The sequence below is a fragment of the Methylobacterium sp. P1-11 genome (assembly GCF_008329595.1).
Classification (GTDB): domain Bacteria; phylum Pseudomonadota; class Alphaproteobacteria; order Rhizobiales; family Beijerinckiaceae; genus Methylobacterium.
Genome location: NZ_NPKS01000044.1, coordinates 1 through 23,095, shown reverse-complemented (window position 1 = coordinate 23,095; position 23,095 = coordinate 1). Strand labels below are relative to the sequence as shown.

Genomic DNA, 23,095 nt, shown 5'->3' with positions numbered 1-23,095 from the left:
ACCGCGATCTGGCCGGCCGAGTGGCTGGTGCCGCCTTCGCTAATCGGCTTTCGCGTGTCATCCTGGGCCGGGAGCCTGGGCCACTGCTCCTGCGCGGGCCTGCGCGAGATGAGCGCGCATCCACGCGATGGTGCCGGTGAGCCCGGTCTGCAGGGGGACACGCGGCTGCCAGCCGAGTTCAGACCGGATCAGCGCGGTGTCGAGGACGTTGGCCGGCACGTCGGCGGCGCGGCTCGGCCGGTGCACGCAGGGGAGATCGTCCCGGCCGAAGGCCACCTTCAGCTCGGCGATGACCTGATGGACGCTCAGGCCCCGCCCGCTGCCGACGTTCAGCACCTTGTGCGGGCCCTGATAGGCGACGGCTCCCAGGAAGGCGTCGCTGACATCGTCGATGTGCAGGAAGTCGCGCACCACCGCGCCGGTGCCCCAGACCTCCAGCGGCTGGTCAGTGAGGACGCGGTGGATGTAGCTGCCGATCAGGCCCTGGTGCTTGGTGCCGAGTTGGAACCGACCGTACGGGTTGGCGATGCGCAGGATCTGGTAGTCGATCCCGTGCAGGTGCCGGTAGAGATGCAGGGACTTCTCGATCATCAGCTTGCTGATGCCGTAGGCCGAGATCGGGTCGGTTGGCGCGTGCTCGGGGATCGGAATGGCACGGGGAATTCCGTAGATCGCCCCCCCGGAGGACGCGAACACGAGCTTCCCGATCCGAGCCGAGCGGCAGATCTCCAACAGGTGCAGGGTGGCGATCGGCGCGGCCGAGAGTTCCGCGGACGGGTCCCGGTTCGAGCTCTCAGGAATCGAACCTGCAATCAGGTGGAAGACGACGTCCTGGCGATCTACCGTGTTGGCGAGGGCGAGTCGGTCGGCGAACTGGCCCATCACCCGAGCGACGCGCCAGTCCAAGACCTCGGCCTCCGGATGGCTGCGGCTGAAACAGGTGACTTCGGCCCCCGCCTCCGCGAGGCGGTTGCACAGGTTCAACCCGAGGAAGCCGCCGCCGCCCAGCACGAGGCAGCGCAGTCCCGACAGGGACGATGCGGGTTGGCCGGATCCGACGGGATCGACCGGCCGTGCGCTCGGCCGGGTCTCGCTCATGGCCGGTCTGCGGCGCCGTTCTGGCTCGCCGCGGCGGGCGGCTGCGCGCCATCCGGAAGCTGGTCCGGATCTGCCTCGCGCACCTCGATCATCTGCTCGACCAGGGCCAACGCGGATTGCTCAAGGGCGTGACGGGTCGGTTCCAGGGACGCCTTTCCGTGAGCCCGGGCCGCCGCGTAGGCGGCCGCGTAGGCCGCGTCCCAACCGGCGGCGAGAATCCGTGGACCAGCGGCCTCCAGTTGATCCCGGACGGTAGCCCACGCGGCCTGATGCGCCCCGTCCCAGGCCGCGGCCCGGACGGCGGCACCGGTCTGCCGCAGGGTCAGGTTCGCGACCGATGCCCGCTTGCGCGCCCGCTCCAGATGATCGCACCAAGCGGCGAGATCGGCGATGTCGGCGAGCGCCGGCAGGCCGGCCAGCGCGTCCCCTTCCACGTTCAGCTTGGCGAGGCGGAACCACGCCGGCAGGTGGGTGCGGACGAGCCAATCGGCCGCCAGAGCGACCCGCCGGCGCTCCAGGGTTTCCGAGCCTCGCGTGCCGACGAAGCGCGGAACGAGCGGCAGGATCAGGGCATCGCGCGCATCCTGCGGCAGGCGATCGCTCCAGGTCCGGATGAAGGCGGAGAGGCTCGGCGACGCGCAGGTGGGCTGATCCGAATGGGGCTCGCCGGCCACGTAGGCTACTGCCTCCAGGGCGCACAGGCCGGAAGCCGCGTCCGCGTGCGGCCCGGCCGCAAGCGTCCTGACGCGCGCGAGCCGGTCGGGATCGACGCGTGCGGGCGTGCCCGTCGAAGGGTGAGGTCGGACGGCATCGCGATCCGGTAGACGGATCGGCCTGTCGTCCGCCGTCGGCACCGGGAACCCGGCCGGCACGCCGGCCGCGACCTCGTTCTCAAGGGCGGCCACGGCCGCGACGACTTTGGCCGGGTCGACGGTATAGCTCACGTGGAAGGCGTGCACGCCCGGCCGGTGGAGGGTGCGGCCGCGCAGGAACAGGATCCGCGCGCCGCCCACCTCGATGTAGCTGGCATAACCCCGGAAGTTGAACGCCAGCTCCTCGTGGATCAGGCCCAGGATCCGGCACCCGGGCCGGCAGAACAGGGCGTTGCTCAGGGCCGAACTCGACGAGCCCACCACTAGGGCAGCGGAGTGGAACGCCTCGACCTGTTCGAGGAACGACATGGTCTCCGGGTAGATCATCTCGAAGCCCAGGGAGCTGAGTTGCTCGGCGATCTCCGCCTCATTGACGAGGGCGCGCTGGCTGAAGGCCTTGCGCGAGATGAACAAACGCCGGTCTGTCCGGCCCGAGAGGACGCCCTGTTCCCGGGCGCGTTCGAGGATCTGTTCGCGCACCGGCGCGAAGATATCGGCTGGCCAGATCGCGTCGTAGACCGGCCGCCCCGGCTTCATCTCGAACGGAAAGAACGCCGGCGGCGGCGCTATCCCGAGACGGTCGAACGCGACCGGCCGGGGCGGGAGCTTGATCACGGGCCGGTCGCGCGTGTCGAGCAGGCGCAGGATCTGCTCGTGCGAGGCGGGCATGTGGTCGTCGATGCAGAGCGGGATCCCGTCCGGGCAGCGCGCGTCGTTGTAGCAGAGCATGCGCGGCACGAACTCGCAGAACCAGTGCCCGTAATTCCGGCTCTGGAGGCCGAACATCATCAGCCCAGCCTCGACCCGGTGTGGATCCTCGGGCACTTCCACGAGGGCGCGCGTCTCACCGAACGCGGCCATCATGATCTGGTCGGGATTGATCCCGTCCTGCAGCAGGATGTCGGGCCGGCGCGGGTGCGCGGCGAGGTCGTAGACGAGCTTGTCACCGGCGATGACGACGTTGCTGCGCGGGAAGGCCTGGGCTCTGTCCAGAAAGGCAAGGTACTGGGCCGGCATGTCGAGCTCGCCCGGCTCGGAGAGCAGGGCAGGGGGCGGCTCGAAGAAGCGCAGGTCGGGCGGCGCGATCCGCCGCCTCGGCCGCAATTCTGTGTAAGCGCCGTCCCCGCCTGCGGCGAGGGCCTCGGCCGTGACGATGTCGTAGGCGCGCAGTGGTCCCGAGCGGTAGACGTGGCGGGTCGTCTCGTGCAGCGCGATCGCGTCCGCGTAGCGCCCGTCCGGGAGCAGCTCGTCGATCTGCAATCGGCGGAGATTCCTGACCTTGGTGCTCAGGGCAAAGCCATCCTCAGTCGTGACGCCTTCGTCACCGCCGTTCAGCTCGTAGGCCAACCGATAGCACTGCACGCAGGATTCCGGCTCCTGCCCGCACTCGGCGACCCAGCCGAGCCGCAGCAAGGTGGCGAGGCCTTCGCGGATGGCGGCTGGGCTGCCCCCTGCGCGCAGGTCGAGGATGACGGCGGTGGCCTCCGCGTAGCGTCCGTGTTCGCAGAGATCGCGCAATCGCGCGCTGACAGCGGCCACCGCCCAGCGTTCGCGATCCTCAGGGACGATCGAAGCGATCAGGTCGTAGGTATCGGCGACGGCGCCGAGCTGGTCATCGCCCTCAAACCGGAACGCGAGCGTCTCGAGGTGCCGCCGCAGCCGGGTGACGCGCGCGTCGGCGTGACCTTCGAGGGGGCGATCCTCGGCGGCGACGCACGCGCGGAGCCGATGGAGAACGTCCGACGCGTTGTCGCGATTGATCGTCCGGATCAGGTCGATGAACGTCTCCGCCGGCCTCATGTCGGTCTCACGCTCCGCGCGTCCTCCCCCGCGCGCCCGGATGCGACGCGCCGATCTCGGCGGTGTACTGGAACGATGGCACCGTGACGAGGCATCGGCCCTGGAGAGCCCGCGGGGACTCGTGTAGGGCAGGGCTCCGGACAGGCAGGACACTCCGAGGCAAGGAACCCCGCGTATGGACGTTCGCCCGAGCGGCAGACAGTCGCCAGCGCAGAGCCAGAACCGGTCGCGGCACACGGCGCGATGACCCTTCGCCTCGTCCTGTACGGTGCGGGTGCCCTCGCCCGCGAGATCGTCGACGCCCTAGAGCGCCTGAACGCCCACGGCACGCCGATGGAGCTAAGGGCGAGCATCGTCGATCCCGGCATCCACGCGCCGGAGACGTTCCGCGGCCGGCCGGTGGTCCGCGATGCCCGCACCTTCGCGGGTGACGACGGTCTGCGCTTCGTCGTCGCCCTCGGCGAGCCGGAGCCCCGGGCCCGGGCCGCCGCGCGTCTGCGGGACGCGATCGGAGCGCGTTTTGCCTCGATCATCGATCCCGGTGTGCTGATCGGCGCGAGCAGCCGGATCGGTGCAGGTGCGGTGATCCTGGGACATTCCTCCGTCACGGCGGATGCCCGGCTGGGCGAGCACGTGCTGATCAATCCGGGCTGCACCGTGGCGCACGACGATGTGCTGGAGGATTTCGCCACATTGAGCCCTGGTGTCCACCTGGCCGGGCATGTCAGCGTGGAGGAGGGGGCCTTTCTCGGCACGGGGGCCTGCGTGATCCCGAAGATCCGGATCGGCGCGCGCGCCGTGGTCGGAGCCGGTGCCGTGGTGATCCGCAACGTGGCGCCGGGCCAGACGGTGTTCGGGAACCCAGCTCGGCCCTTGCCAACACGGCCCAGGCCGCAGACCCTGCCGCGCGCCTGAGGGGTCCGGTTGGCAGGGCGGACAACGGCGCCTTCCGCGGCGATGCCTGGGCATGTATAGCGGCCGCGTCACCGGGCATTCGGACGAGGATGGTGGCGGCCGACAGTCAGGACGTGTCTCGACGATGATCCCCGTGCTCATTCCAAGCCTGCCGGAGACGGACGCCATCGTCCCGTATCTGCGCCGGATCGATCAAACCCACATCTACAGCAACTACGGTCCGCTCTCCCGCGAATTCACGGCCAAGCTCTGCGGCTTCGTCTCGGAGCGCGCCGGCGGCGCGCCGGTGGCCGCGACGATCACCGGCAACGGCACGAGCGCAATTGAACTCGCCCTGCGCTACCGGATCGGCGGCCGGCGCGGCGGGCTCTGCCTGATGCCCGGCTACACCTTCATCGCCACCGCGCACGCGGCGGTGAATGTCGGCCTTGAGCCGTTCTTCGCCGACGTCGATCCGGAGACCCTGTCGCTGACCCCCGCCACCGCCAAGCGGGCGCTGTCGCTGGCCGAAAGCGATGTCGCCGCCGTGGTGGTGGTCAGCCCGTACGGGGCACCGATCGACGTCCCGGCCTGGGAGGCGTTCGAGGCGGCGCACGGGATCCCGGTCGTGTTCGACGCCGCCGCCGCAACGCTGAACCTTACCCGGGTCGGCGCGCAGCCGCTCTGCGTGAGCCTGCACGCCACCAAGGCGCTCGGGATCGGGGAGGGGGGCGCGATCCTCACGACCGATGCCGACTTGGTGGCGCAGACCACCGCGATGACCGGTTTCGGCTTCTCGGCGAGCAGTCGGGTCTCGGAGGTGCGCGGCGGCAATTTCCGAATCTCCGAATACGCCGCAGCGGTCGGCCTAGCGGCCTTCGACGGCCTCGATGCGCGCATCCGGCAGTTGCGGGAGGCCTCGCTGGCCTATGTCGAGGGCTTCGACCGGATCGGCGTACGCATGCAGCCCGGCTTCGGCACGGAGTGGCTGACCATGACGGTCAACGCGCTGTTCGAGCCCGCAGCCGCCGACGCAGTGACGGCGGCGTTCGACGCGGCCGGCATCCAATGGCGGCGCTGGTACGGGACCGGCTGCCAGGCGCACCCCGCCTTCGCGACCTGCCGGCATGACGGCCTTGCGCGGACCGCCTCCGTCTCCGCCGGCGCCATCGGGGTGCCGTTCTTCCCGGCGATCACCCGGGATCAGATCGGCGAAGTCTGCGCCTGCGTGGAGCAGGCCCTGGCGACGCGCTGAGGCGCTCGGGACGGCGCGGCGGATCGCGTGAAGGAACGGTCGGTATCGATGCGGGACGACTTTCGGCAAATCCTGACACAGGCCAACCAGACGAACGGCGCCGCCACCCTCGACACGATTGAAGGCGCCCTCGCGGCGCTGACGGAGGAGCGCGCCGAGACCGCCGCGCAGCACCTCGCGACCCTCGCATTCCGGTATCAGGGCGAGGACAGCTTCGATCTGGCGGCTCGCGCCTACAGGCTGGCGGCCCAGGCCTCGCGCGCGCGGACCGCGCAGTACCATCTCGCCGCCATCCGGACGGACATCGTCAACTGGTGCCGGCGGCAGGAATTCGACAGCGTCGAGGACCTTCTGGAGGCGCTGCGCCAAGCCAAGGCGGCGGTCCAGGATCGCGGGCAGGACGACCCGTCGCTGGTCCAGATCGCCTGGGACTACGAGCTGGCCGGGGAGGCCGAGAGCGCGGTGCGCTGCTATCTACTGGCACGGATCGCGCGGGACACCCTGGGCGGGCGGGCGCTGACGGTCGACGGCGACACGCTGGAGCGCAAGATCCGGAACCTGCGCAGCCTGCAGATGACTGCGCTCGCCGAGGCGGGCCGTCACGAGGAGGCACAGGCGCTGCACGAGCGGACGCGCACGACCCTCGGGCTCGGACCGGTGCAGATCTACGACATCGTCTCCGCGCGCCAAGCCGCCACACGAGGCGAGGGCGACTATCGCGAGTTGGTTGGCTCCCGCCGTATCGCGGAGCCGGAGATCCGCTTCCTCGAAGGGCCGGTGGCGCTGACCTCCGTGTGCGGCACCCTGGACGCCCCACCGCAATACGTCGCCCGGTTCAAGGACTGCCTCACCTTCCCGCGCAGCAACATCGTGCTCCAGGGCAACCGCCTGATCTACGACCTCGCGGCGCACCCCGACAGCGGCATCGCCGACATCAAGGACGGCAAGAACACCGACCAGATCATGACGGCGGTCTACGGGGGCGGGCGCGCCCTGGTGGAAGAACCGGCCGAGGTGCGGAGCCTGGAATCCGGCCTGATGATGTTCGGGCTCCAGAGCAAGAACTACGGCCACTGGCTGCTCGAGTTCGTGCCGCGGATGCTGTGGTTCAACGATCCCGCCTGCCCAGCGGGCTTCCCGATCTGCATCGACGATCACATGCCGGCGACACATCGGCAGATTGTGGAGCTGCTCGACACGCGCGGGCGAGAGATCCTACCGCTTGCGGCGCAGGCGGTCCGCTTCCAGGAACTCGGGGTCGCCCCGGTCCCGACCTTCTTCCCGTTCGACGCTCGGCCGGACGTGCCGGTCTACGACTCGGTCTGGCCGAAGGACATCCTCGGCGCCATGCGGCGCGCCGTGCTCGACAGGCTCGCAGCGCGCGGGGTGGACCTGCGCTCCACGGGGCGGCGGATCGTCCTGTCGCGGAGGGGCTTCACGCAGCGCCAGCTCGTCAACGAAGCCGAGATCATCAACGCCTTGGCGCGCCACGGCTTCGAGGTCGTGTACCCGGAGAAGTTGTCCTTCATCGAGCAGATCGCGCTCTATCATTCGGCCGACGTGATCGTGGGCTCCGCAAGCTCTGCCATGACGAACACCATCTTCTGCAACGACAAGGCCCGCGTCGTCGCGCTGATCCACGAGAACCGGTCGTTCAATTTTCGCGGCTACACCAGCATGATCGGGTCGAGCGGTGCACAGGTCCTCTATATTCGGGGCTCGACGGTGCCGGGTGAGAAGACGCATCCGTTCCACGCTAATTACACGGTTCCGCCCGCACAGGTGCTGCGCGGCCTCGAGCGCGTTGGCATCGGCCCGTAATCATCGGAGACGGGGCGACATGCGGCCGACCGCGACTTTCCTCGACCTCGTCCGGTCGATCGGCAGCGGCAACGCCGCGCGCGTGCTCGACAGGCTGGTCTCCCTGCTCGAAGCGGAGCCCCCGTCGGGGTCGCGCGCGGCCTCGACCCTGCGGCACCTGGAGACCCTCGGCTTCCGGCTGGAGGGCGGCGCCCAATTCGGGGATGCGGCGCGTGCCTATGCGCTCGCCGCCGCGATCGACCCGCACGATCCTCAGCGCTGGCACCAAATCGGCGCCGCGGCACGCCTGCGCGGCTTCATCGAGCAGGAGCACTGGCACGACGCGTCGGCGTTCGTTGCGGAACTCCGAAGCCGGGACAGGGCGGGGACTATCCTGCACGTGACCGCGCGGACGCTTCTGCAACTCGGCTGGACCCGCGAGTGCCGCGGCCGGGCGGAACCCGCCGTACAATGCTACCGCCTCGCCTACGACCTCAACGGCGGCGATACCGGCCTCGCGACCGTGGACGGGGACAGCCTCAGCCGGAAAATCAGGAACCTGCGCATTCTGCAGATGAACGCTCTGGCAGAGGCGGGGCGGCACGAGGAGGCCGTGGTGCTGCACGAGAGCACCCGGTCGATCGTCGGTCTCGGCCCCGTCGGCATCTACGGTATCGTCACGGCTCGGCAAGCCGCCGGGGAGGGGCACGGGCGCTATCACGAACTGCGACCCGGCCGCCAGATCGCCGACCCGGCCGTGACCTTCCTCGACGGCCCGATCCCGCTAACCTCCCAACCTGGGACCCTCGATGCGCCGCCGCAATACGTGGCGCTCTTCCAGGACTGCCTGACCTTTCCCCGCAGCAACGTCGTGCTCCGCGGGGAGCGCCTGATCTACGATCTAGCGGCCCATCCCCTGAGCGGGGTCGCCGACATCAAGGACGGGGTCAATCCGGGTCAGATCATGACGGCGGTCTGGGGGCACGGACGCGCCCTGATCGAGGCGCCGTCCGAGATTCGTGAGATCGACGCCGGCCTGATGCTGTTCGGCTTCCAGAGCCGGCAATACGGACACTGGCTGCTCGAATTCGTCCCGCGCATGTTGTGCTTCAACGATCCCGAATGTCCCGCAGGATTTCCGCTCTGCGTCGATGACGGGATGCCGGAGACGCACCGACAGATCATCGAGCTCGTGGACACGCGCGACCGGCCGATCATAACGCTCCCGCCGATCGCGACGCGGTTCCGCGAACTCGGTCTCGCGCCCGTGCCGGCCTTCTTCCCGTTCGATACCCGGCCGGGGATTCCGATCTACGACGCGATCTGGCCGCGGGACATCCTCGCCGCCGTGCGGGACAGGATCCTTCAACGGCTCGCCGCGGATGGAGTCGATCTCCAGCGGACCGGAAGGCGCATCATCCTGTCCCGGCGGGGGTTCACGCAGCGCCAGCTCGTCAACGAGGCGGAGATCGTCGAGACATTGCGGCCCCACGGGTTCGAGGTTGTCCAGCCTGAGCAGCTCACCTTCGCCGAGCAGGTTGAGATGTACCACGCCGCCGACATCATTGTCGGATCGGCGAGTTCCGCCCTGATCAACTGCATCTTCTGCCGGCCGGACGCGCAGGTCGTGGCGCTCGCCCACGAGAGCCCGGAATTCTACTTTCGCGGCTTCACCAGCTTCGTCGAGTCCAGCGGGGCGCGTCTCCAATTCGTCCGTGGAACCACCCTGCAGGCGGAGGGCGTCCACCCGATGCACGCGAACTACGTGGTCCCGCCCGCGACGATGCGGCGGGCTCTGGAGAGGGTCACGGTCGCTCCTTGAGGCGCATCCGCTGACGGCGCCTCAGCCGGACGCCGGACTTCCCGCTCCCGCATACACCTTGTGAATCGGCAGACCGCAGAAATCGTCCTCCACGCCGAGCGTCCGCATCGGTTCGGACGGGGTGGCGATCAGCCCCTGCATCAGCAGGCGCAGGAATTCCTGTGGCCCTCTCGATGGGATGTCGGCTTGGAGGAGGCTCGGTCCGTAGAGATCGAGCGTATCGATGATGTACTGCTCGGCGCCAGCGTGCAGCTCGGCGAGGATACCGTGCTCGGCCGGGGTCCGCGGATCGGCCTTGAACAGGGGCGCGATCCGTTCGCCCGCGCTCTCGTAGCCGACGACCTGCCCGTGGGGAGCGGTCAGAAAAGCCTCGACCGCGAGGCCGTAGGCCAGGACGGGGAGCGATGACGTCTCGGGCTTCTCGGCGCCCGCGCGGAAGCAGCTGAAGGCGGCGCCGCCGTCCCTCTCCACCATCTGCGCCGCGTCGAAGGTCGTCATGTAGAGGCCGATCAGCGGCTGGCCGAGGGCCAGCTGCATCATCTTCTGGATCGTGGCCGAGTATCCGACATCGACCACGGCGTGGAGGCCGCCGGCGTCGAGCCCTTCCTGCCGGGCATATGCGCGGAACCGCGCGTTCAGGTCCGCCCCATGGGCTATGATCTCCGGCTCAAGGTCGGTCATGACGCGCTCGACGATCGGGGCATCGGCCGGAAGCCGCACGTCGCGGCTGTCCAGTCCGAGATGTGCCGGGGCGGTGAAGCTTGCCCGGTTCCAGAGCAGGGACTGGATACTCCCCACGTAGTGGCCTGCCCCGGTCACCAGATCCGGACGGAAACCCGTGCCGAGGGCCGCACCGATAGCCACCTGCCGGGAAACGTGGAAGTACCGACCCTCGGGCAGATGGCGCAGGCCGTAGCGCTCCCGGATCAGCCGGTAGACCTTGACCAGGAAGTCGCCCTCCCGCGCGAGAAAGTACAGCCGCTCGACCCGGCCCAGGGCCTCGTGCCGGATCAGCCAGGACATGAACAGCAGCATGAGCGGCCCGAACACGACGTAGCCGACGTCGCGGGCCGAGCCGAGCGACAGGTAGGGCGGGGCAGCCCGGTCGAGGAACGGGTTCCGGCACAGCGTCAACATGGCGTGGCCGATGACCAGATCGGACGACCACGTCCGCGCGAGATCGCCTTCGTCCCGCACGAACCCGCTCTGCGCGAGGATCTTGGCCGGGTGGGCGACGTGCAAGTAGGGGATCCGCCGGTCGCAGGCCGCCTGAATGTCGGAATGCTCGTTGTCGCCGACATGCAGCCAGCGGGCGCGCGGCACGGCTTCCGCTTCCTCGACGTGGCGCCACAGGTCGCCCCGGTCCTTGCGGGCGGCGACCGTGTTCGACACGTAGAGCGCCGCGAACAGGTCGGCGATGCCGATCGTCTGGAGGATGCCGCGGATGTCGGTCTCCTCGTAGTAGGTGTCGGTCATCAGGACGATGCGCTTGCCGCGTTGGTGCGCCGCCCTCAGGACAGCGATGACCTCCGGGCGCGGGCGCAGGGCTCCGAGGTCGATCCGCTTCTCCAGGGCCTGCGCCCGCGCGATGACGTCGCTGGGGATGGTGCCGGACGCGGCGAGCTCTGCGTAGATCTCCGACAGGTTTACGTCGCTCTGATGGTGCTTGCGGACGCGGACCCGGTTCTCGGCCGCCCGGCGCTCCGCGAAGAGTGGGATGGGGCGGCCTTCCTCCATCGCGATGCGGTGCTCGACGAGCTTGAGTACCCCGTCCGGGCGCCGGGCAGGGCGGCTGACGAGGGTATCGAACAGGTCGAACGAAACGAGATCGACATCCTGCAGCGCAAGCAGCGCTTGGTCCTGTGTGCGGGCGCTGTACTGGTGCCAGTTGCGGGCGCTGCCGCCACAGCGGGCAAGCCCGCGGTCGTAGTCGAGGCATACGGCGCGGTAGCCCTGCGACCGGCACACGATGGGGAAGACCCGCTCGATCGCGTGGGCGAGCGTCCCGTCCGTCTGGCCGTGCTCCTCGGGAAAATCCTGGGGCGTCAATCCGGCGGTCAGCAGCGGGCGCAGTGCATCGACCCGCGCCCAGAACATGCCGCCGACCGGGTAGTCGATGTACTCGTCGAACCCGTCATAGGGCAACCCGAGGCGGTCGAGCAGACCGTAGCCGGTGCCGATGTTGGAGAGCCACGCGTGCGCCCAGTAGACGATGTGCGCGCTGGTCTCCGGGAAGAACAGGCCGATCCGGCTGTCCTCCTCGAATAAGGACAGGGCGATGGCGGCACAGGCGGCGTTCGCGAACAGCGCCCGGTAGATCTCATCGCGCCAGCGCGTCTGCTCAGCGCCGCTGAACAGCGATTTCTTGGTGTGCACGTGGAGCACGAGATCGTAGCGCAGGATGTCGGGGGCGAACACGGTGACGAGCGGTCCGAAGTTGCGGCCACGGTTCTCCACCAGCACGACGCGACAGCGGTGGATCAGGCCCGCGCGCGCCGCGGCCGCCTCAAGCGCGCTCTTCTTCGCTGGCTGGTCGGTCGAGACCAGCAGGTCGTAGTGTGGGATCGCCCGCACGAGGTGTGGGAGGAGTTCCTCGAACACGTCGACGTAGAAGGCGTGAACGACGACGACGATGCGTGCATTCGTGCTCTCACGCAGGACGATGGGGAGTGTCTCGATCGCGCGGGCGCCGGTGTCGCGAACGTATGCCAGGGAGATCGGCCGCCCCTCCGCGCGACCGCTCTCCAGATAATGCAGCAGCGGGTTCGAACCCGCTCTGGCCACGTCGGCGTTGTTGCCGAGATACCACTCCCCGTCGAATAAGGGGCCAGGGTTCAACCCGAGGGCCGCTCCGTCGCGGAGGTAGTGTCGTGCAGCCTGGTTCGGCGGCAGATCGGGGACGTAAGTCGTCCGGTACCATTCCGCATCGAACAGCTCGGAGCCTTCGATTCGCGCCAGCGCCACTGGGTCGGCGAAGGGACAGATCGGCCGCCCCTCCAAGTGCCCGTCGTTCAGGTAGTGTAGCAGGGGGTTCTGACCCGCGGCGGCGACGTCAGCGTTGTTGTCGAGGTACCATGGGCCGTCGAACAGCGGGCTGGGGCTCAGCCCACGTGCGGCGCCCTCCTGAAGATAATGCCGTGCGGCCCGGTCCAGTGCCACCTCCGGTGCCTGGGTCGCTCGGTACCATTCCCCGTCGAACAACTCAGAAGCAGCGATTCGCGCCACCAACGCCGGGGCGGCGACTGGACAAATCTGACGCTCCTCGGATCGTCCGCTATCCAAGTAGTGCAGTAGCGGGTTTAACCCTGCAGCGGCGACGTCGGCGTTGTTTTCGAGGTACCACGGTCCGTCGAACAGCCGGCTGGGGCTCAGCCCGCGCGCGGCACCCTCTTGTAGGTAGTGGCGCACGGCTAGGTCCGGTGCCACGTCGGGGGCTTGGGTCGCCCGGTACCATTCCGCGTCGAACAACTCAGAGGCAGCGATCCGCGCCACTAACGTCGGGTCGACGATTGGGCAGGTCGGCCGTCCTTCCGCGCGTCCGCTGTCCAGATAGTGAAGCAGCGGGTTCAAACCCGCCGCGGCAACGTCGGGGTTGTTCGCTAGGTACCAGGGCCCGTCAAACAACGGGCTGGGGCTCAGCCCGTGCGCAGCGCCCTGCTGAAGGTAATGCCGTGCGACTTGGTCCAACCCCACGTCGGGAGCTTGAGTCACTCGGTACCATTCCGCGTCGAACAGGTCAGAGGCACCGACCTGTGCCAGTGCCTCCGGGTCAACGTAAGGGCAAGTCGGCCGTCCCTCAGCGCGGCCGCTGTCGAGGTAGTGCAGCAGCGGGTTCAGGCCTGCATTGGCGACATCGGGATTGCTGGCGAGATAGTGCGGCCCGTCAAAGAGCGGACTGGGGCTAAATCCAAGCGCAGCGCCCTCCTGCAGGTAGTGCCATGCGGCCTGATCAAGCGACAACGCCGGGACCTGCTGAGCCTGGTACCACGCAGCATCGAACAGTTCGGAGCGCGCAAGTCTTCGCTCCGCCATACGGTCTTTGAAAACATTGAGGAGACTGCGTAGCATCCATCGAGATGTATAATAAGAAACCATCTCAGAACTGTAAATTCGAATTTGTCACGTCGAGCAGCGCCCCTCGTATCGAAGTCGGACGACAGATCCGCTTTATAGACCATAGGCACGGTCGCTCGCAAAGTACGCGTCCGGAGAAGGCCGCCTTGCGAGGTGGCCCGTTGAGGCTGAGGTCATAGGAGTAATCCTAGGAGCCTGGCCGAGTAAGTGTCTCGACGACGAGGCTGCGGGTGATTCACTCGGCTCATGGCCAAGGTGTTTCGCTCCTGGGACGTCGATCAGGGTTGGCTTCTGCCGCCCTCGCTGCACGAGTTCGTGCCGCCCGGGCACATGGCGCATTTTGTGCGCGACACAGTGCGAGAGGCGCTCGACCTCTCGGCCATTCTCGACACCTACACGGAGGAGCGAGGGTACCCGCCCTACCATCCGGGCATGATGGTGGCCCTGCTGCTCTACGGCTACAGCCGCGGTCTGTACTCCTCGCGCCAGCTCGCCCGCGCCTGTGAGGAGCGGGTCGATGTCATGGCAGTCACCGGCCTGAACCGGCCCGACTTCCGCACCATCGCCGACTTCCGCAAGCGCCACCTCGTGGCCCTGTCGGACCTGTTCGTGCAGGTGCTGCGCCTGTGTCGGGCGGCCGGTCTGGTCGAGTTCGCCCCCGTGGCGGTGGACGGGACCAAGCTGAAGGCCAACGCCTCGCGCCACAAAGCGATGAGCTACGGGCGGATGAAGACGGCCGAGCCGGCCCTAGCCGCTGAAGTCCAAGCCTGGCTGGAGCGAGCGCGCGAGGCTGACGCGGCGGAGGATCAGGCTCACGGCGTGAACCGGCGCGGCGACGAGACGCCGGACTGGATGGCCGACAAGCAGCGACGGCTGGAAGCAATCCGCGCCGCCAAGGCCGCGCTGGAGGCGGAGGCGGCTGATCAGCCCGATCCCGAGAACGAGAACGGTCCGGGCGCCTCGTCGGGCATGCGTTGGCAGGGGCGGCCACTGCGCGGCGAAGACGGCAGTCCGCCCGACCGGGCGCAGCGCAACTTCACCGCCCCGGACAGCCGGATCCTGCCCACGCGTGATGGCTTCGTGCAGGGCTACGACGGCCGGGTCGCAGTCGACGCGGCGCATCAGGTGATCGTCGTGCATCGGCTCGTGACCAACTCGGCCGACTACCGCGCCCTCGTACCGCTTGTGGACGGGGTCCGGGCTCATCTCGGGCGCAAGCCGCAGGAGGTCTCGGGCGATGCCGGCTTTGCCAACGAGGCGAACCTCGCCGCGCTCAAGGAGCGGGGCATCACGGGCTACCTTGCTCCGGGCCGGGCGCGTCATGGCGAGGCAGATGCGGCCGGGCGCCGGAGGCTGACCAAGATGCCGTTGATGAGCGCGATGGCCGCCCGCCTGAAGCGGGCTGGGCGCCGCAGTCGGTACCGTCTCAGGAAGCAGGTGGTCGAGCCGGTGTTCGGGCAGATCAAGCAGGCCCGAGGCTTCCGACAGTTCCTGATGAGAGGGCTCGATCAGGTCCGGGGCGAGTGGGCGATGATCTGCACGGCCCACAACCTCCTGAAGCTGGCACAGGCCGAACGCTGAGGCCGCTGATCCGCCCTCATTGGCTCCAGTCTCGCCCCTCTACCCCGGCTTCAAGCCTCGTTACTCGGACGGGCTCCTAGGACCTTGAGCATGACGCAGGCGGGATCGAACTGGTGAGAGCCGAGCGGCGTCGACGCTGGACGCGGGTGGAGAAAGAGCGGCTGGTCGCCGCGTCGTTCGAACCGGGTGTGTCGGCCTCGGAAGTCGCCCGCAGGGCCGGTCTCCGCGTCAGTCAGCTGTTCCGTTGGCGCAAGCTGCTGTGCGAGCGTGTCGGTGCTCCCACGCCAGCGCTTGTGCGTGTTGTGATCACTCCTACGCCCGCCACGACGACGGCGGAGCCTAGTCGAGGGCCGAACCGCGGCCGTCACTCCGGCGGGATGATCGAGATCGATCTCGGCAGACGCCGACGTGTGCGGGTCGGCTCCGACATCGTTGCCGCGGCGCTGCGGCGGGTGCTCGATGTCGTGGAGGGCCGATGATCTCGCTGCCGGCCAACGTGCGGGTGTGGCTGGCCACCGGCCACACCCGGTATGCGCAAAGGCATTTCCAGTTTGGGCCTGATCGTCCAGAAGACGCTCGAGCGATCCCCATGGCGGGCATCTGTTCGTGTTCCGAGAACGGCGCTGCGACCTGATCAAGGTGATCTGGCACGACGGCGAGGGGCGTGCCTATACACGAAGCGGCTCGACCGCGGCCGTTTCCTGTGCCTTCGGTTGCCGATGGATCCGTGACGATCTCGACGGCGCAACTCGGCTACTTGCTCTCGGGAATCGACTGGCGAATGCCGCAGCAGAGCTGGCGTCCGAGCGCACTCGGCTGAGGGTGACGCGTTACAACACTTGAGGAATATACTCTCCGCCTAAGCGTGCAGAACGCGCCCGCCCCCCGCCACTTCTCACGGATCTTGCCGCCGCCCATGCCATGATCCTGGCCAAGCGGGCAGCCCGGCTCGCCTCGGAGATCGCGGTCGAACGGCTGAAGCTGGAGGTCGCCCGGCCGCGGCGAGAACGCCTCGGGACCTCCTCGGAACGCAGCGCCCGGATCGACCAACTCGAACTAGTCCTGGAGAATCTTGAGGAGATGCTGGCCGAGAGCGAAGCGCAGGCGGCCGCCGAGTCCAAAGCGCTCTCCGGTGCGGTTTCCTCGCGGCGCAAGCCCGCCCGCCGGCCTCTCCCCGAGCACCTGCCGCGCGAGCGCGTCGTCCATCCCGGTCCGACGACCTGCGCCTGTTGCGGCGGGACCCGCCTTCGCCACCTCGGCGAGCACGTCACCGTGACCCTGGAGCGGATCCCAGCGCGCTGGGTCGTGATCCAGCACGGGCGCGAGCGCTTCTCGTGCAGCAATAGCGAGACGATCGCGCAGGCTCCGGCCCCCTTCCATCCGATCCCCGCGGACGAGCGGGCCCGAACCTCATGTCCGAGGTGATGAGGGCCAAGTTCGGCCTGCACCTGCCGCTGCATTGCCAGGGTCAGCGCTTCGCCCACGTGGGCGTACCGATTGACGTCTCGACGCTGGCCGGCTGGCTCGGAGCTGTGACCACCGCTCTGTCGCCCCTGGTCGCCCGGATCGAGGCCCATGTTCGAGGAGCCGAGCGCCTGCATCTCGACGACACGCCCGTACCGGTCCTGGCCGAGGGCAAGACCCGCACGGGGCGGCTCTGGACGGTGGTGCGTGACGACCGCCCCTTCGGCGGACCCGAACCACCGGCTGTGGCCTACTTCTACTCCCCCGACCGCTCTGGCGGGCATGCCGAACGAGCAGGTTTGCCTTCGTTCAACTGCATGAGAAGGCAACACAGCGGATCGCGGCAGCCTTTCTACACGGTCTGGTCGTAGCCGTGCCGTACACGATCCACACGGTGCTGGCGGATAATGGCATCCAGTTCGCCGACAATCATCCGGTAGACGAGGAGGCCGAGGCCAAGGCGGTTGCCTACTGGGCGACCCAGGATCGGCCGCGCATCTACCGCTGGCACTCGTTCGATTGGGCCTGCGAGCAGACCAAGATCGAGCATCGCCTGACCAAGCCGCGCTGCCCGTGGACGAATGGTCAAGTCGAGCGGATGAACCGAACCATCAAGGACGCCACGGTCAAGCGCTACCATTACGCCAGCCATGACGAGCTCCGGCAGCACCTGCAGCTGTTCGTGGATGCCTACAACTACGGCCGCCGGCTCAAGACCCTGCGCGGCCTCACGCCCTACCAGTTCATCTGCCAGACCTGGACGAAAGAGCCCGAACGCTTCAGGCTCGATCCGTCACACCACATGCCGGGACCGGACATCCTAGCGGCCTTGCCGCCGCGCTGGGGCACACCCCGAGATCTTGCCCCAACGAAGCTCCAGCAATCCCCGCCTCTCAGGAGCCGCGGCAGGACCAAAACCCACAGCATCGCCTAAACTGTCGAGGGAGTGCTAGAAGGCGGACCAAGCGGATCCGAGCCCGCGTCTTCCATGCCTGGGCAGTGGCACGACGCCTATTCACGAGTTTGCACATGACCGACGATCAAAGGTGGCGCGGCTTCGTCGACTTCATCGACGAGCCTTTCATCACCGGATGGGCCTTCGATGCGCGCAATCCAAATTTGCCCCTTCTCGTCCAGATCACCGCGGCCCGCGGCAAGAAGGAGATCGCGAGAGCCGACATCTTTCGCCAGGATCTCAAGGACCACGGGATCGGTGATGGACGACACGGTTTCGTGGCCGACCTTCAGAATTTCTCGAGCGCGGACGGTGCCATCGAGATCTCGATCCTCGGCAGCGATCACATCCTCGCCAACGACATTCACCTAGACACCCTGAGTCTCTGCCGTGCCATTCCGCCGCTTCCGAACTCTTTCTCGGCGCTGATGACGATGATGGCTGCCGAACTGCGCATAGCAGCGGCTCCCACTACACATGGCGGAACTGATCGGACTCGTCTTTCTGATGACGTCAGATCCTCGCCAAACGGCAGACCGCTCTCGGCCATACTTCTGGAAACGGCTAATCCCGATGATGATCCAGACGGCCTGATCTCCAAATTTCTCAACAACGAAGTGATCCGGTCGGGCGGGACGGACCTCAAAGCGAAGCTGTCTGGCACGGCGAAGGATCGGATGGACGTACTCCTATGGTACATCGGGGAGTACAGCCTGCGATGGGGCCGGTCGCTGAGCGTCCCGCTCTCGCAGACTCAGCTTCGATTTCTCAATGCTCCGCTGCCGGTATCCGAATTCCCCGCAAGCGTCACCGTGGCCCTCTGGAACCTTCTCCGGCGGAATCGTCCAGACCTGCTTGATGTCACAATGCCGGAGGTAGAAAATGAGGCCTTGTACTGGTGGTGTTTCGAAAAGACGCCACAACTGAACCTTGAGCGGAAGCTTGTCACGCCCGAGCAGACGTCAGTTCTTCAAAAGATCGATTCTTCATGCACAAGTAAATTCCCGCTCAGCACGTTTATGCGCCTTCACATCGCCAGAACCCCCGAGCTGCAATGTCTGAACCTACACAGCAGCGCCGGCCGCCTGGCGGCTCTTCACTACTTTCTTCTATTGAGCTGCAAGCATCCTTACGTCGCCAATCTTCTTCCGCCCCTACCGGTGCGAGCCCTCCTCGCGAGCAAGTTGAACGGTGTCAACTCCTTCGAGGATAATCTCTCGTTTCTTCTTCAGGATGCTCCTGACGCCAGCACTTTCGCCCACACCGCCCGGTTGTATAGCGACGCCCATGGTGTCGCCATCAGTCCAAGAGCGGCTCAAAACGCGGGAAGCGGCGCAGCGCTGACAGCGGACGCTCGGAACGAGATCAAAGAAGGCGTGACTGTTATCGGTCCTATCGACAAAACTTCCGGGCTCGGGCAGGCGACACGCCTTTCTTATCAGATCCTCGAGCAGGGCATAACGCCTTCGCTGTCCGCATTACCGTTCAATGTTGAAAATCCCGCTCTTGTTGGATTTTCGAGTCGCCTCGATTATCATCACGCGAAACATCCGCATCGCGTCAACTTGTTCCATCTCAATTCAGATTTTATTCCTATTTCATTCTCTATACTTGATAGATCAGCTTATGAGAATAGTTATAATATTGGATATTTTTTCTGGGAAATCAACAAGATCCCTGAATCCCACCTTCTTGCACTCGAATTATTGGATGAAATTTGGACGTCTTCGGATTACGTCCGTGAAATCTATGCAGCGCGGACGCATAAACCAGTGGTCAATGTCGGCATGGCCGTCGAGAACCTTCCACCACATCTTGAGCCGCATCGTGATTTTTGTCAGGATGGGGTATTCACCTTCTTAACCACATTTGACTCCTTCTCTTTTGTTGAACGCAAAAACCCTCTCGCGGCCGTTCGCGCCTTCAAAGCGGCCTTTGACAAAAAGAACCGGGATGTAGCCCTCATTATCAAGACTTGGAACAGGAACCGGGTTTCCAATGCCTTTCAGGTTAGCGTTTGGCGTGCGATCGATGATCTGATTCTAGACGATCCCCGAATCCGAGTTATCGACGAAACTTTTACGTACGAGCAGATCCTTTCCTTGAAATTAGCTTGCGATTGCTATGTATCTCTTCATCGAGCTGAAGGTTTTGGATTCGGCATGCTAGAAGCCATGCAGCTCGGTCGCCCCGTGATTGCAACGGGTTATTCCGGAAATATGGATTTCTGTACGCCTAAGAACAGCTATCTTGTCGATTATGATCTCGTTTCTGTCGGGTATGATGAGTATCTTTCGGTTGAAAGGGGAAGCGTCTGGGCTGATCCGAATATTCCAAGTGCTGCTGCCGCTATGCTTGAAGTTGTGTCAAACCGCGACGAAGCGAAAATGCGAGGCCTTCGGGCGGCGCAATTTGTAAGAGATAATTTCAGCGTTCAAGCGATCGCCAGTCGATACAGATCCCGACTTCATGAAATTTGGGAGGGGTTTGGCATGTAGCATTACAGCTGCATTTAAATTGATGGTCTGATAGTTGGCTGACCTGACCGGTATTTTGGAGCGAGCCGATTGAGCGACTGTCTTGTCGGTCAAGCAGTTTGCCATGGCGTTCCGTCTCTCAAGATGGCGTTGAGGATCGTGATCAGCTTTCGAGCGGCGGCAATCAGGGCGACGAGCTTGGGCTTGCCGGTCGCGATGAGCCGGTCACGGAAGGTTTTCAGCATGGCGTTGTGACGTGTCAGCGGGCGTTGAATACTGGTTCTTCCGCACATCGTGTGGCGAAGTGTGCCGGCCGGCGTGACGTGCCCCATCTCCGGAGATCGGCTTTCCGGAGGACGCCATGCCCCGCCGTATCCTGCCCCTCGTGCCCGATGGCCTGACCGTCGTCGGCATCGAGCCGGCGACCGACCCGCTCATCGTGCGCGTCGTACCCCGTCCGGGCCCGACGTGCTGTCCCACCTGTCGATCGTCCGCGGGCCGCAAGCACGGTCACTGCGAGCGCACCCTCGCCGATTTGCCTTGGCAGGGCCGGTCCGTCCGCCTGCGCCTCCGGCTGCGACGCTTCCGCTGTGCGAACCCAGCCTGCCCGCGGCGGACCTTCAGCGAGAGTGTCGGTGACGTCGCCGCCGCTCATGCCCGCCGATCCGAGCGGCTGCGCGTGCTCCAGCGCCATCTCGGTCTCGCCCTCGGTGGTGCGCCCGCCGCCCGTATGGCGCAGCGTCTCGCGATGCCGGTGAGCGGCGATACCCTCGTGCGCCTCGTGCGTGCGGCGCCTCTGCCGACAAAGCCCGAGCCGCGCGTCGTCGGCATCGACGAGTGGGCCTGGCGGCGCGGGCGCAGCTACGGCACCATGGTCGTCGACCTCGAACGTCACACCGTCCTCGATCTCCTGCCCGACCGTGACGCCGGGAGCGTCGCCGCTTGGCTGCGCGCCCATCCGGGCATCGAGGTCATCGCTCGCGACCGCGCCGACGTCTTCGCCGAGGGCGCCCGCGCGGGCGCGCCGCAAGCCCAGCACGTCCTCGATCGTTTTCACCTGCTGCGTAACCTCAGCGTCGCCCTACGTGCGATCGTCGCCCATCATCATGGCGTGATCCGCGCCGTCGGTCGTGCGCTCATCGATCAGGAGGTCGAAGCAGCGCAGGCTGCGAAGGAAGCCACGCGGCCGCCGACGGCGATCGAGGTTCGGAAGCGGGCGACGCACGCGCGGCATTGGGCTCGGTACTCCGAGCTCAAACGGCTGTCCGAGGCTGGCGCTTCGGTGGCCGGCATGGCTCGCGCTCAGGATCTCGATCGCAAGACGGTGCGGGTCTGGCTGCGCCAGGACGCGCCGCCCTCCTGGCGGCGACGCCGCACCGTGCCGACGATCCTAGACCCCTACCGCGATCATCTCGAGGCGCGCTGGCAGGCCGGCTGCCGCAACGCCGCCGAGCTCGCCCGCGGGCTGATCCGCGCGGGGGCCGACATCCGTCCGAGGGTGGTGCGGGATTGGGCGATGAGACGGCGTCGCGCGAGCGCGGACGTAATGGACGCCACGCCGGGCTCGATGAGCGCGCCGCGATGGCGGCCCCCGTCGATCAACCGGACGGCGTGGCTCCTGCAGGCGGACCCGAGCGCAATCGTTGCGGACGATCGCCGCTTCCTCGATCACCTGCGGGTGGAGGCACCCGATCTGGCGAAGAGCGTGGCAGTCGCGACGCGCTTTGCCGACCTCGTACGACGGCGCTCGGGCGAGAGTCTGGAGGCTTGGTTCGCGGCGGCCGCCGCGACGCCGCTGGCGAAGTTCGCCGCCGGCCTCGAGCGCGACAGGGAAGCGTTACCCGGCGCGATCACGACGCCCTGGTCGACGAGTCCGGTGGAGGCGCAGATCGGCAGGCTGAAGATGCTCAAGCGCACGATGTTCGGCCGCGCGGGCTTCGCGCTGTTACGCCAGCGCGCCCTCACCGCGACCTGATCACGCGTTCCGCGACACACGAAATGCGGGAGAACCAGACTTCGGCGCCCGTTGACACCGTCTGCACCTCGATCTGGGGCAGCCTCAGCACCACCGGCTCCGCGCTCGTATTCTGACCTCGCCGCATCTCCGACTCCTTCAGTCCTGCCTGATCCTCTCAATCAGCCCGGTCCAAAGCCAGCCAGTCAGGTCAACCGCGCCGGGGCGGATTATACTTGCTTCGATTCGCAGGATAAAACATCACCGTAACTGCAAATTTTCTCGTTCACAGCAAAAAGTCCAAATACACGACGACAATCAATGGAGTTCTAAAGCTCAATATCAGTTTATAAGATAACAATTTTCGAGATTGAAGATGTATCGAGGGTGCGAATAAATGAGTTCTAGCAGAGCCCGAACGATTTAAAATCCTGAATTTTACGAGCCAACAATCAAGTCCTGCTCGTTCACGACATCGGCTTTATCCCCCAATTTATACAAGCAAGCTCGATCCTTTCAGTCGCCTCGAAAGCAGCATATCCGATATTCGGCCAAGTATGGATTATTGCAAAGCGATTAATTTCACTCCTTCCGATCGCACTCTTTAAGCGGTAATAATAACATGTCGGACTAAGAAGTCTGAAGCTATGCGTAAGTAGGTCGGTCGCTCAGATTATTAAAGCTTACCTGTTCAGCGTCCGTAGATATCCTCGACGCGGATGATGTCGTCCTCGCCGGTGTAGGAGCCGACCTGGACCTCGATCAGCTCGAGCGGGATCTTGCCGGGGTTGGCGAGCCGGTGCATCGAGCCGATCGGCAGGTAGACCGCCTCGTTCTCGTGGACCAGCACCACCCGCTCGTCGATCGTCACCTCGGCGGTGCCGCGCACCACCACCCAGTGCTCCGCCCGGTGGTAGTGCTTCTGCAGCGACAGCCGCCCGCCCGGCACCACCTGGATCCGCTTCACCTGGAAGCGCTCGCCGAGGTCGATGCGCTGGTACCAGCCCCACGGCCGGTACATCCGCAGATGCGCGTCCGCCTCCGGCGCG

The 23,095-nt window shown here is 66.3% G+C and carries 14 protein-coding genes and 3 pseudogenes; 12 read left to right on the top strand and 5 right to left on the bottom strand.

Annotation, left to right across the window (positions count from 1 at the left end; genetic code table 11):
• Positions 1–57: 57 nt before the first annotated feature.
• Together CIW48_RS29360 and CIW48_RS29350 are read right to left on the bottom strand one after the other, a co-directional pair.
• Positions 58–1,098, bottom strand: coding sequence for an NAD-dependent epimerase/dehydratase family protein (locus CIW48_RS29360; protein ID WP_149313946.1), 1,041 nt, complete (start codon positions 1,096–1,098; stop codon positions 58–60).
• A complete protein-coding gene (locus CIW48_RS29350) occupies positions 1,095–3,770 on the bottom strand; it encodes a glycosyltransferase family 61 protein (protein ID WP_246695471.1) in 2,676 nt (891 codons plus the stop codon). Before CIW48_RS29350 ends, CIW48_RS29360 begins: the two co-directional genes overlap by 4 nt.
• Positions 3,771–4,013: 243 nt before the next feature.
• Here CIW48_RS29350 and CIW48_RS29345 point away from each other — a divergent pair, with 243 nt between their 5' ends.
• The 4 genes from CIW48_RS29345 (at position 4,014) to CIW48_RS29330 (ending at position 9,541) form a co-directional block, all read left to right on the top strand.
• Positions 4,014–4,685, top strand: a complete 672-nt coding sequence (locus CIW48_RS29345; protein ID WP_149313945.1) for a NeuD/PglB/VioB family sugar acetyltransferase — start codon at positions 4,014–4,016, stop codon at positions 4,683–4,685.
• A 124-nt stretch (positions 4,686–4,809) separates the two neighbouring features.
• Complete coding sequence (locus CIW48_RS29340; RefSeq protein WP_149313944.1) at positions 4,810–5,919, top strand: DegT/DnrJ/EryC1/StrS family aminotransferase; 1,110 nt, start codon at positions 4,810–4,812, stop codon at positions 5,917–5,919.
• Between the two features lie 48 nt (positions 5,920–5,967).
• The gene (locus CIW48_RS29335; protein ID WP_149313943.1) at positions 5,968–7,740 is read left to right on the top strand and encodes a glycosyltransferase family 61 protein; all 1,773 of its coding nucleotides are present in this window, start codon (positions 5,968–5,970) and stop codon (positions 7,738–7,740) included.
• Positions 7,741–7,759: 19 nt separating this feature from the next.
• The gene (locus CIW48_RS29330; RefSeq protein WP_149313942.1) at positions 7,760–9,541 is read left to right on the top strand and encodes a glycosyltransferase 61 family protein; all 1,782 of its coding nucleotides are present in this window, start codon (positions 7,760–7,762) and stop codon (positions 9,539–9,541) included.
• A gap of 21 nt (positions 9,542–9,562) precedes the next feature.
• Here CIW48_RS29330 and CIW48_RS29325 read toward each other — a convergent pair whose 3' ends face one another.
• Complete coding sequence (locus tag CIW48_RS29325; protein ID WP_173009441.1) at positions 9,563–13,501, bottom strand: rhamnan synthesis F family protein; 3,939 nt, start codon at positions 13,499–13,501, stop codon at positions 9,563–9,565.
• Positions 13,502–13,861: 360 nt separating this feature from the next.
• Between CIW48_RS29325 and CIW48_RS29320 the strand changes: the two genes are divergently transcribed.
• The 7 genes and pseudogenes from CIW48_RS29320 to CIW48_RS29290 all read left to right on the top strand — a co-directional run bounded on the left by CIW48_RS29320 (position 13,862) and on the right by CIW48_RS29290 (position 20,113).
• Positions 13,862–15,196 carry an IS1182 family transposase gene (locus tag CIW48_RS29320; protein WP_149313940.1) on the top strand — a complete coding sequence of 445 codons (1,335 nt, stop codon included), beginning with the start codon at positions 13,862–13,864 and terminating at the stop codon, positions 15,194–15,196.
• 104 nt (positions 15,197–15,300) lie between these two features.
• Positions 15,301–15,453, top strand: a pseudogene (locus tag CIW48_RS34780) (transposase); the annotation flags it as partial.
• Positions 15,454–15,802: 349 nt separating this feature from the next.
• The gene (locus tag CIW48_RS34775) at positions 15,803–16,039 is read left to right on the top strand and encodes a hypothetical protein (protein WP_348645146.1); all 237 of its coding nucleotides are present in this window, start codon (positions 15,803–15,805) and stop codon (positions 16,037–16,039) included.
• A gap of 78 nt (positions 16,040–16,117) precedes the next feature.
• Entirely contained in the window at positions 16,118–16,621 is a 504-nt protein-coding gene (locus CIW48_RS29305) for an IS66 family transposase zinc-finger binding domain-containing protein (protein WP_149313938.1), read from the top strand.
• Positions 16,609–17,031: a transposase gene (locus CIW48_RS29300; protein WP_149313937.1), complete on the top strand. Its 423-nt coding sequence runs from the start codon at positions 16,609–16,611 to the stop codon at positions 17,029–17,031. The genes CIW48_RS29305 and CIW48_RS29300 overlap by 13 nt, the downstream gene beginning before the upstream one ends.
• Positions 16,947–17,594: pseudogene (locus CIW48_RS29295) on the top strand (integrase core domain-containing protein); the annotation flags it as partial. The gene CIW48_RS29300 and the pseudogene CIW48_RS29295, both read left to right, overlap by 85 nt.
• Before the next feature lie 95 nt (positions 17,595–17,689).
• Entirely contained in the window at positions 17,690–20,113 is a 2,424-nt protein-coding gene (locus tag CIW48_RS29290) for a glycosyltransferase family 4 protein (protein ID WP_149313936.1), read from the top strand.
• An 89-nt stretch (positions 20,114–20,202) separates the two neighbouring features.
• Here CIW48_RS29290 and CIW48_RS29285 read toward each other — a convergent pair.
• Positions 20,203–20,316: pseudogene (locus tag CIW48_RS29285) on the bottom strand (IS110 family transposase); the annotation flags it as partial.
• A gap of 137 nt (positions 20,317–20,453) precedes the next feature.
• Between CIW48_RS29285 and CIW48_RS29280 the strand changes: the two are divergent.
• Entirely contained in the window at positions 20,454–22,067 is a 1,614-nt protein-coding gene (locus tag CIW48_RS29280) for an ISL3 family transposase (protein WP_149313935.1), read from the top strand.
• A gap of 670 nt (positions 22,068–22,737) precedes the next feature.
• On the opposite strand, the gene CIW48_RS29275 is transcribed toward CIW48_RS29280, so the two are convergent.
• On the bottom strand, positions 22,738–23,095 hold a 358-nt coding region (locus tag CIW48_RS29275), incomplete at its 5' end, for a cupin domain-containing protein (RefSeq protein WP_149308660.1).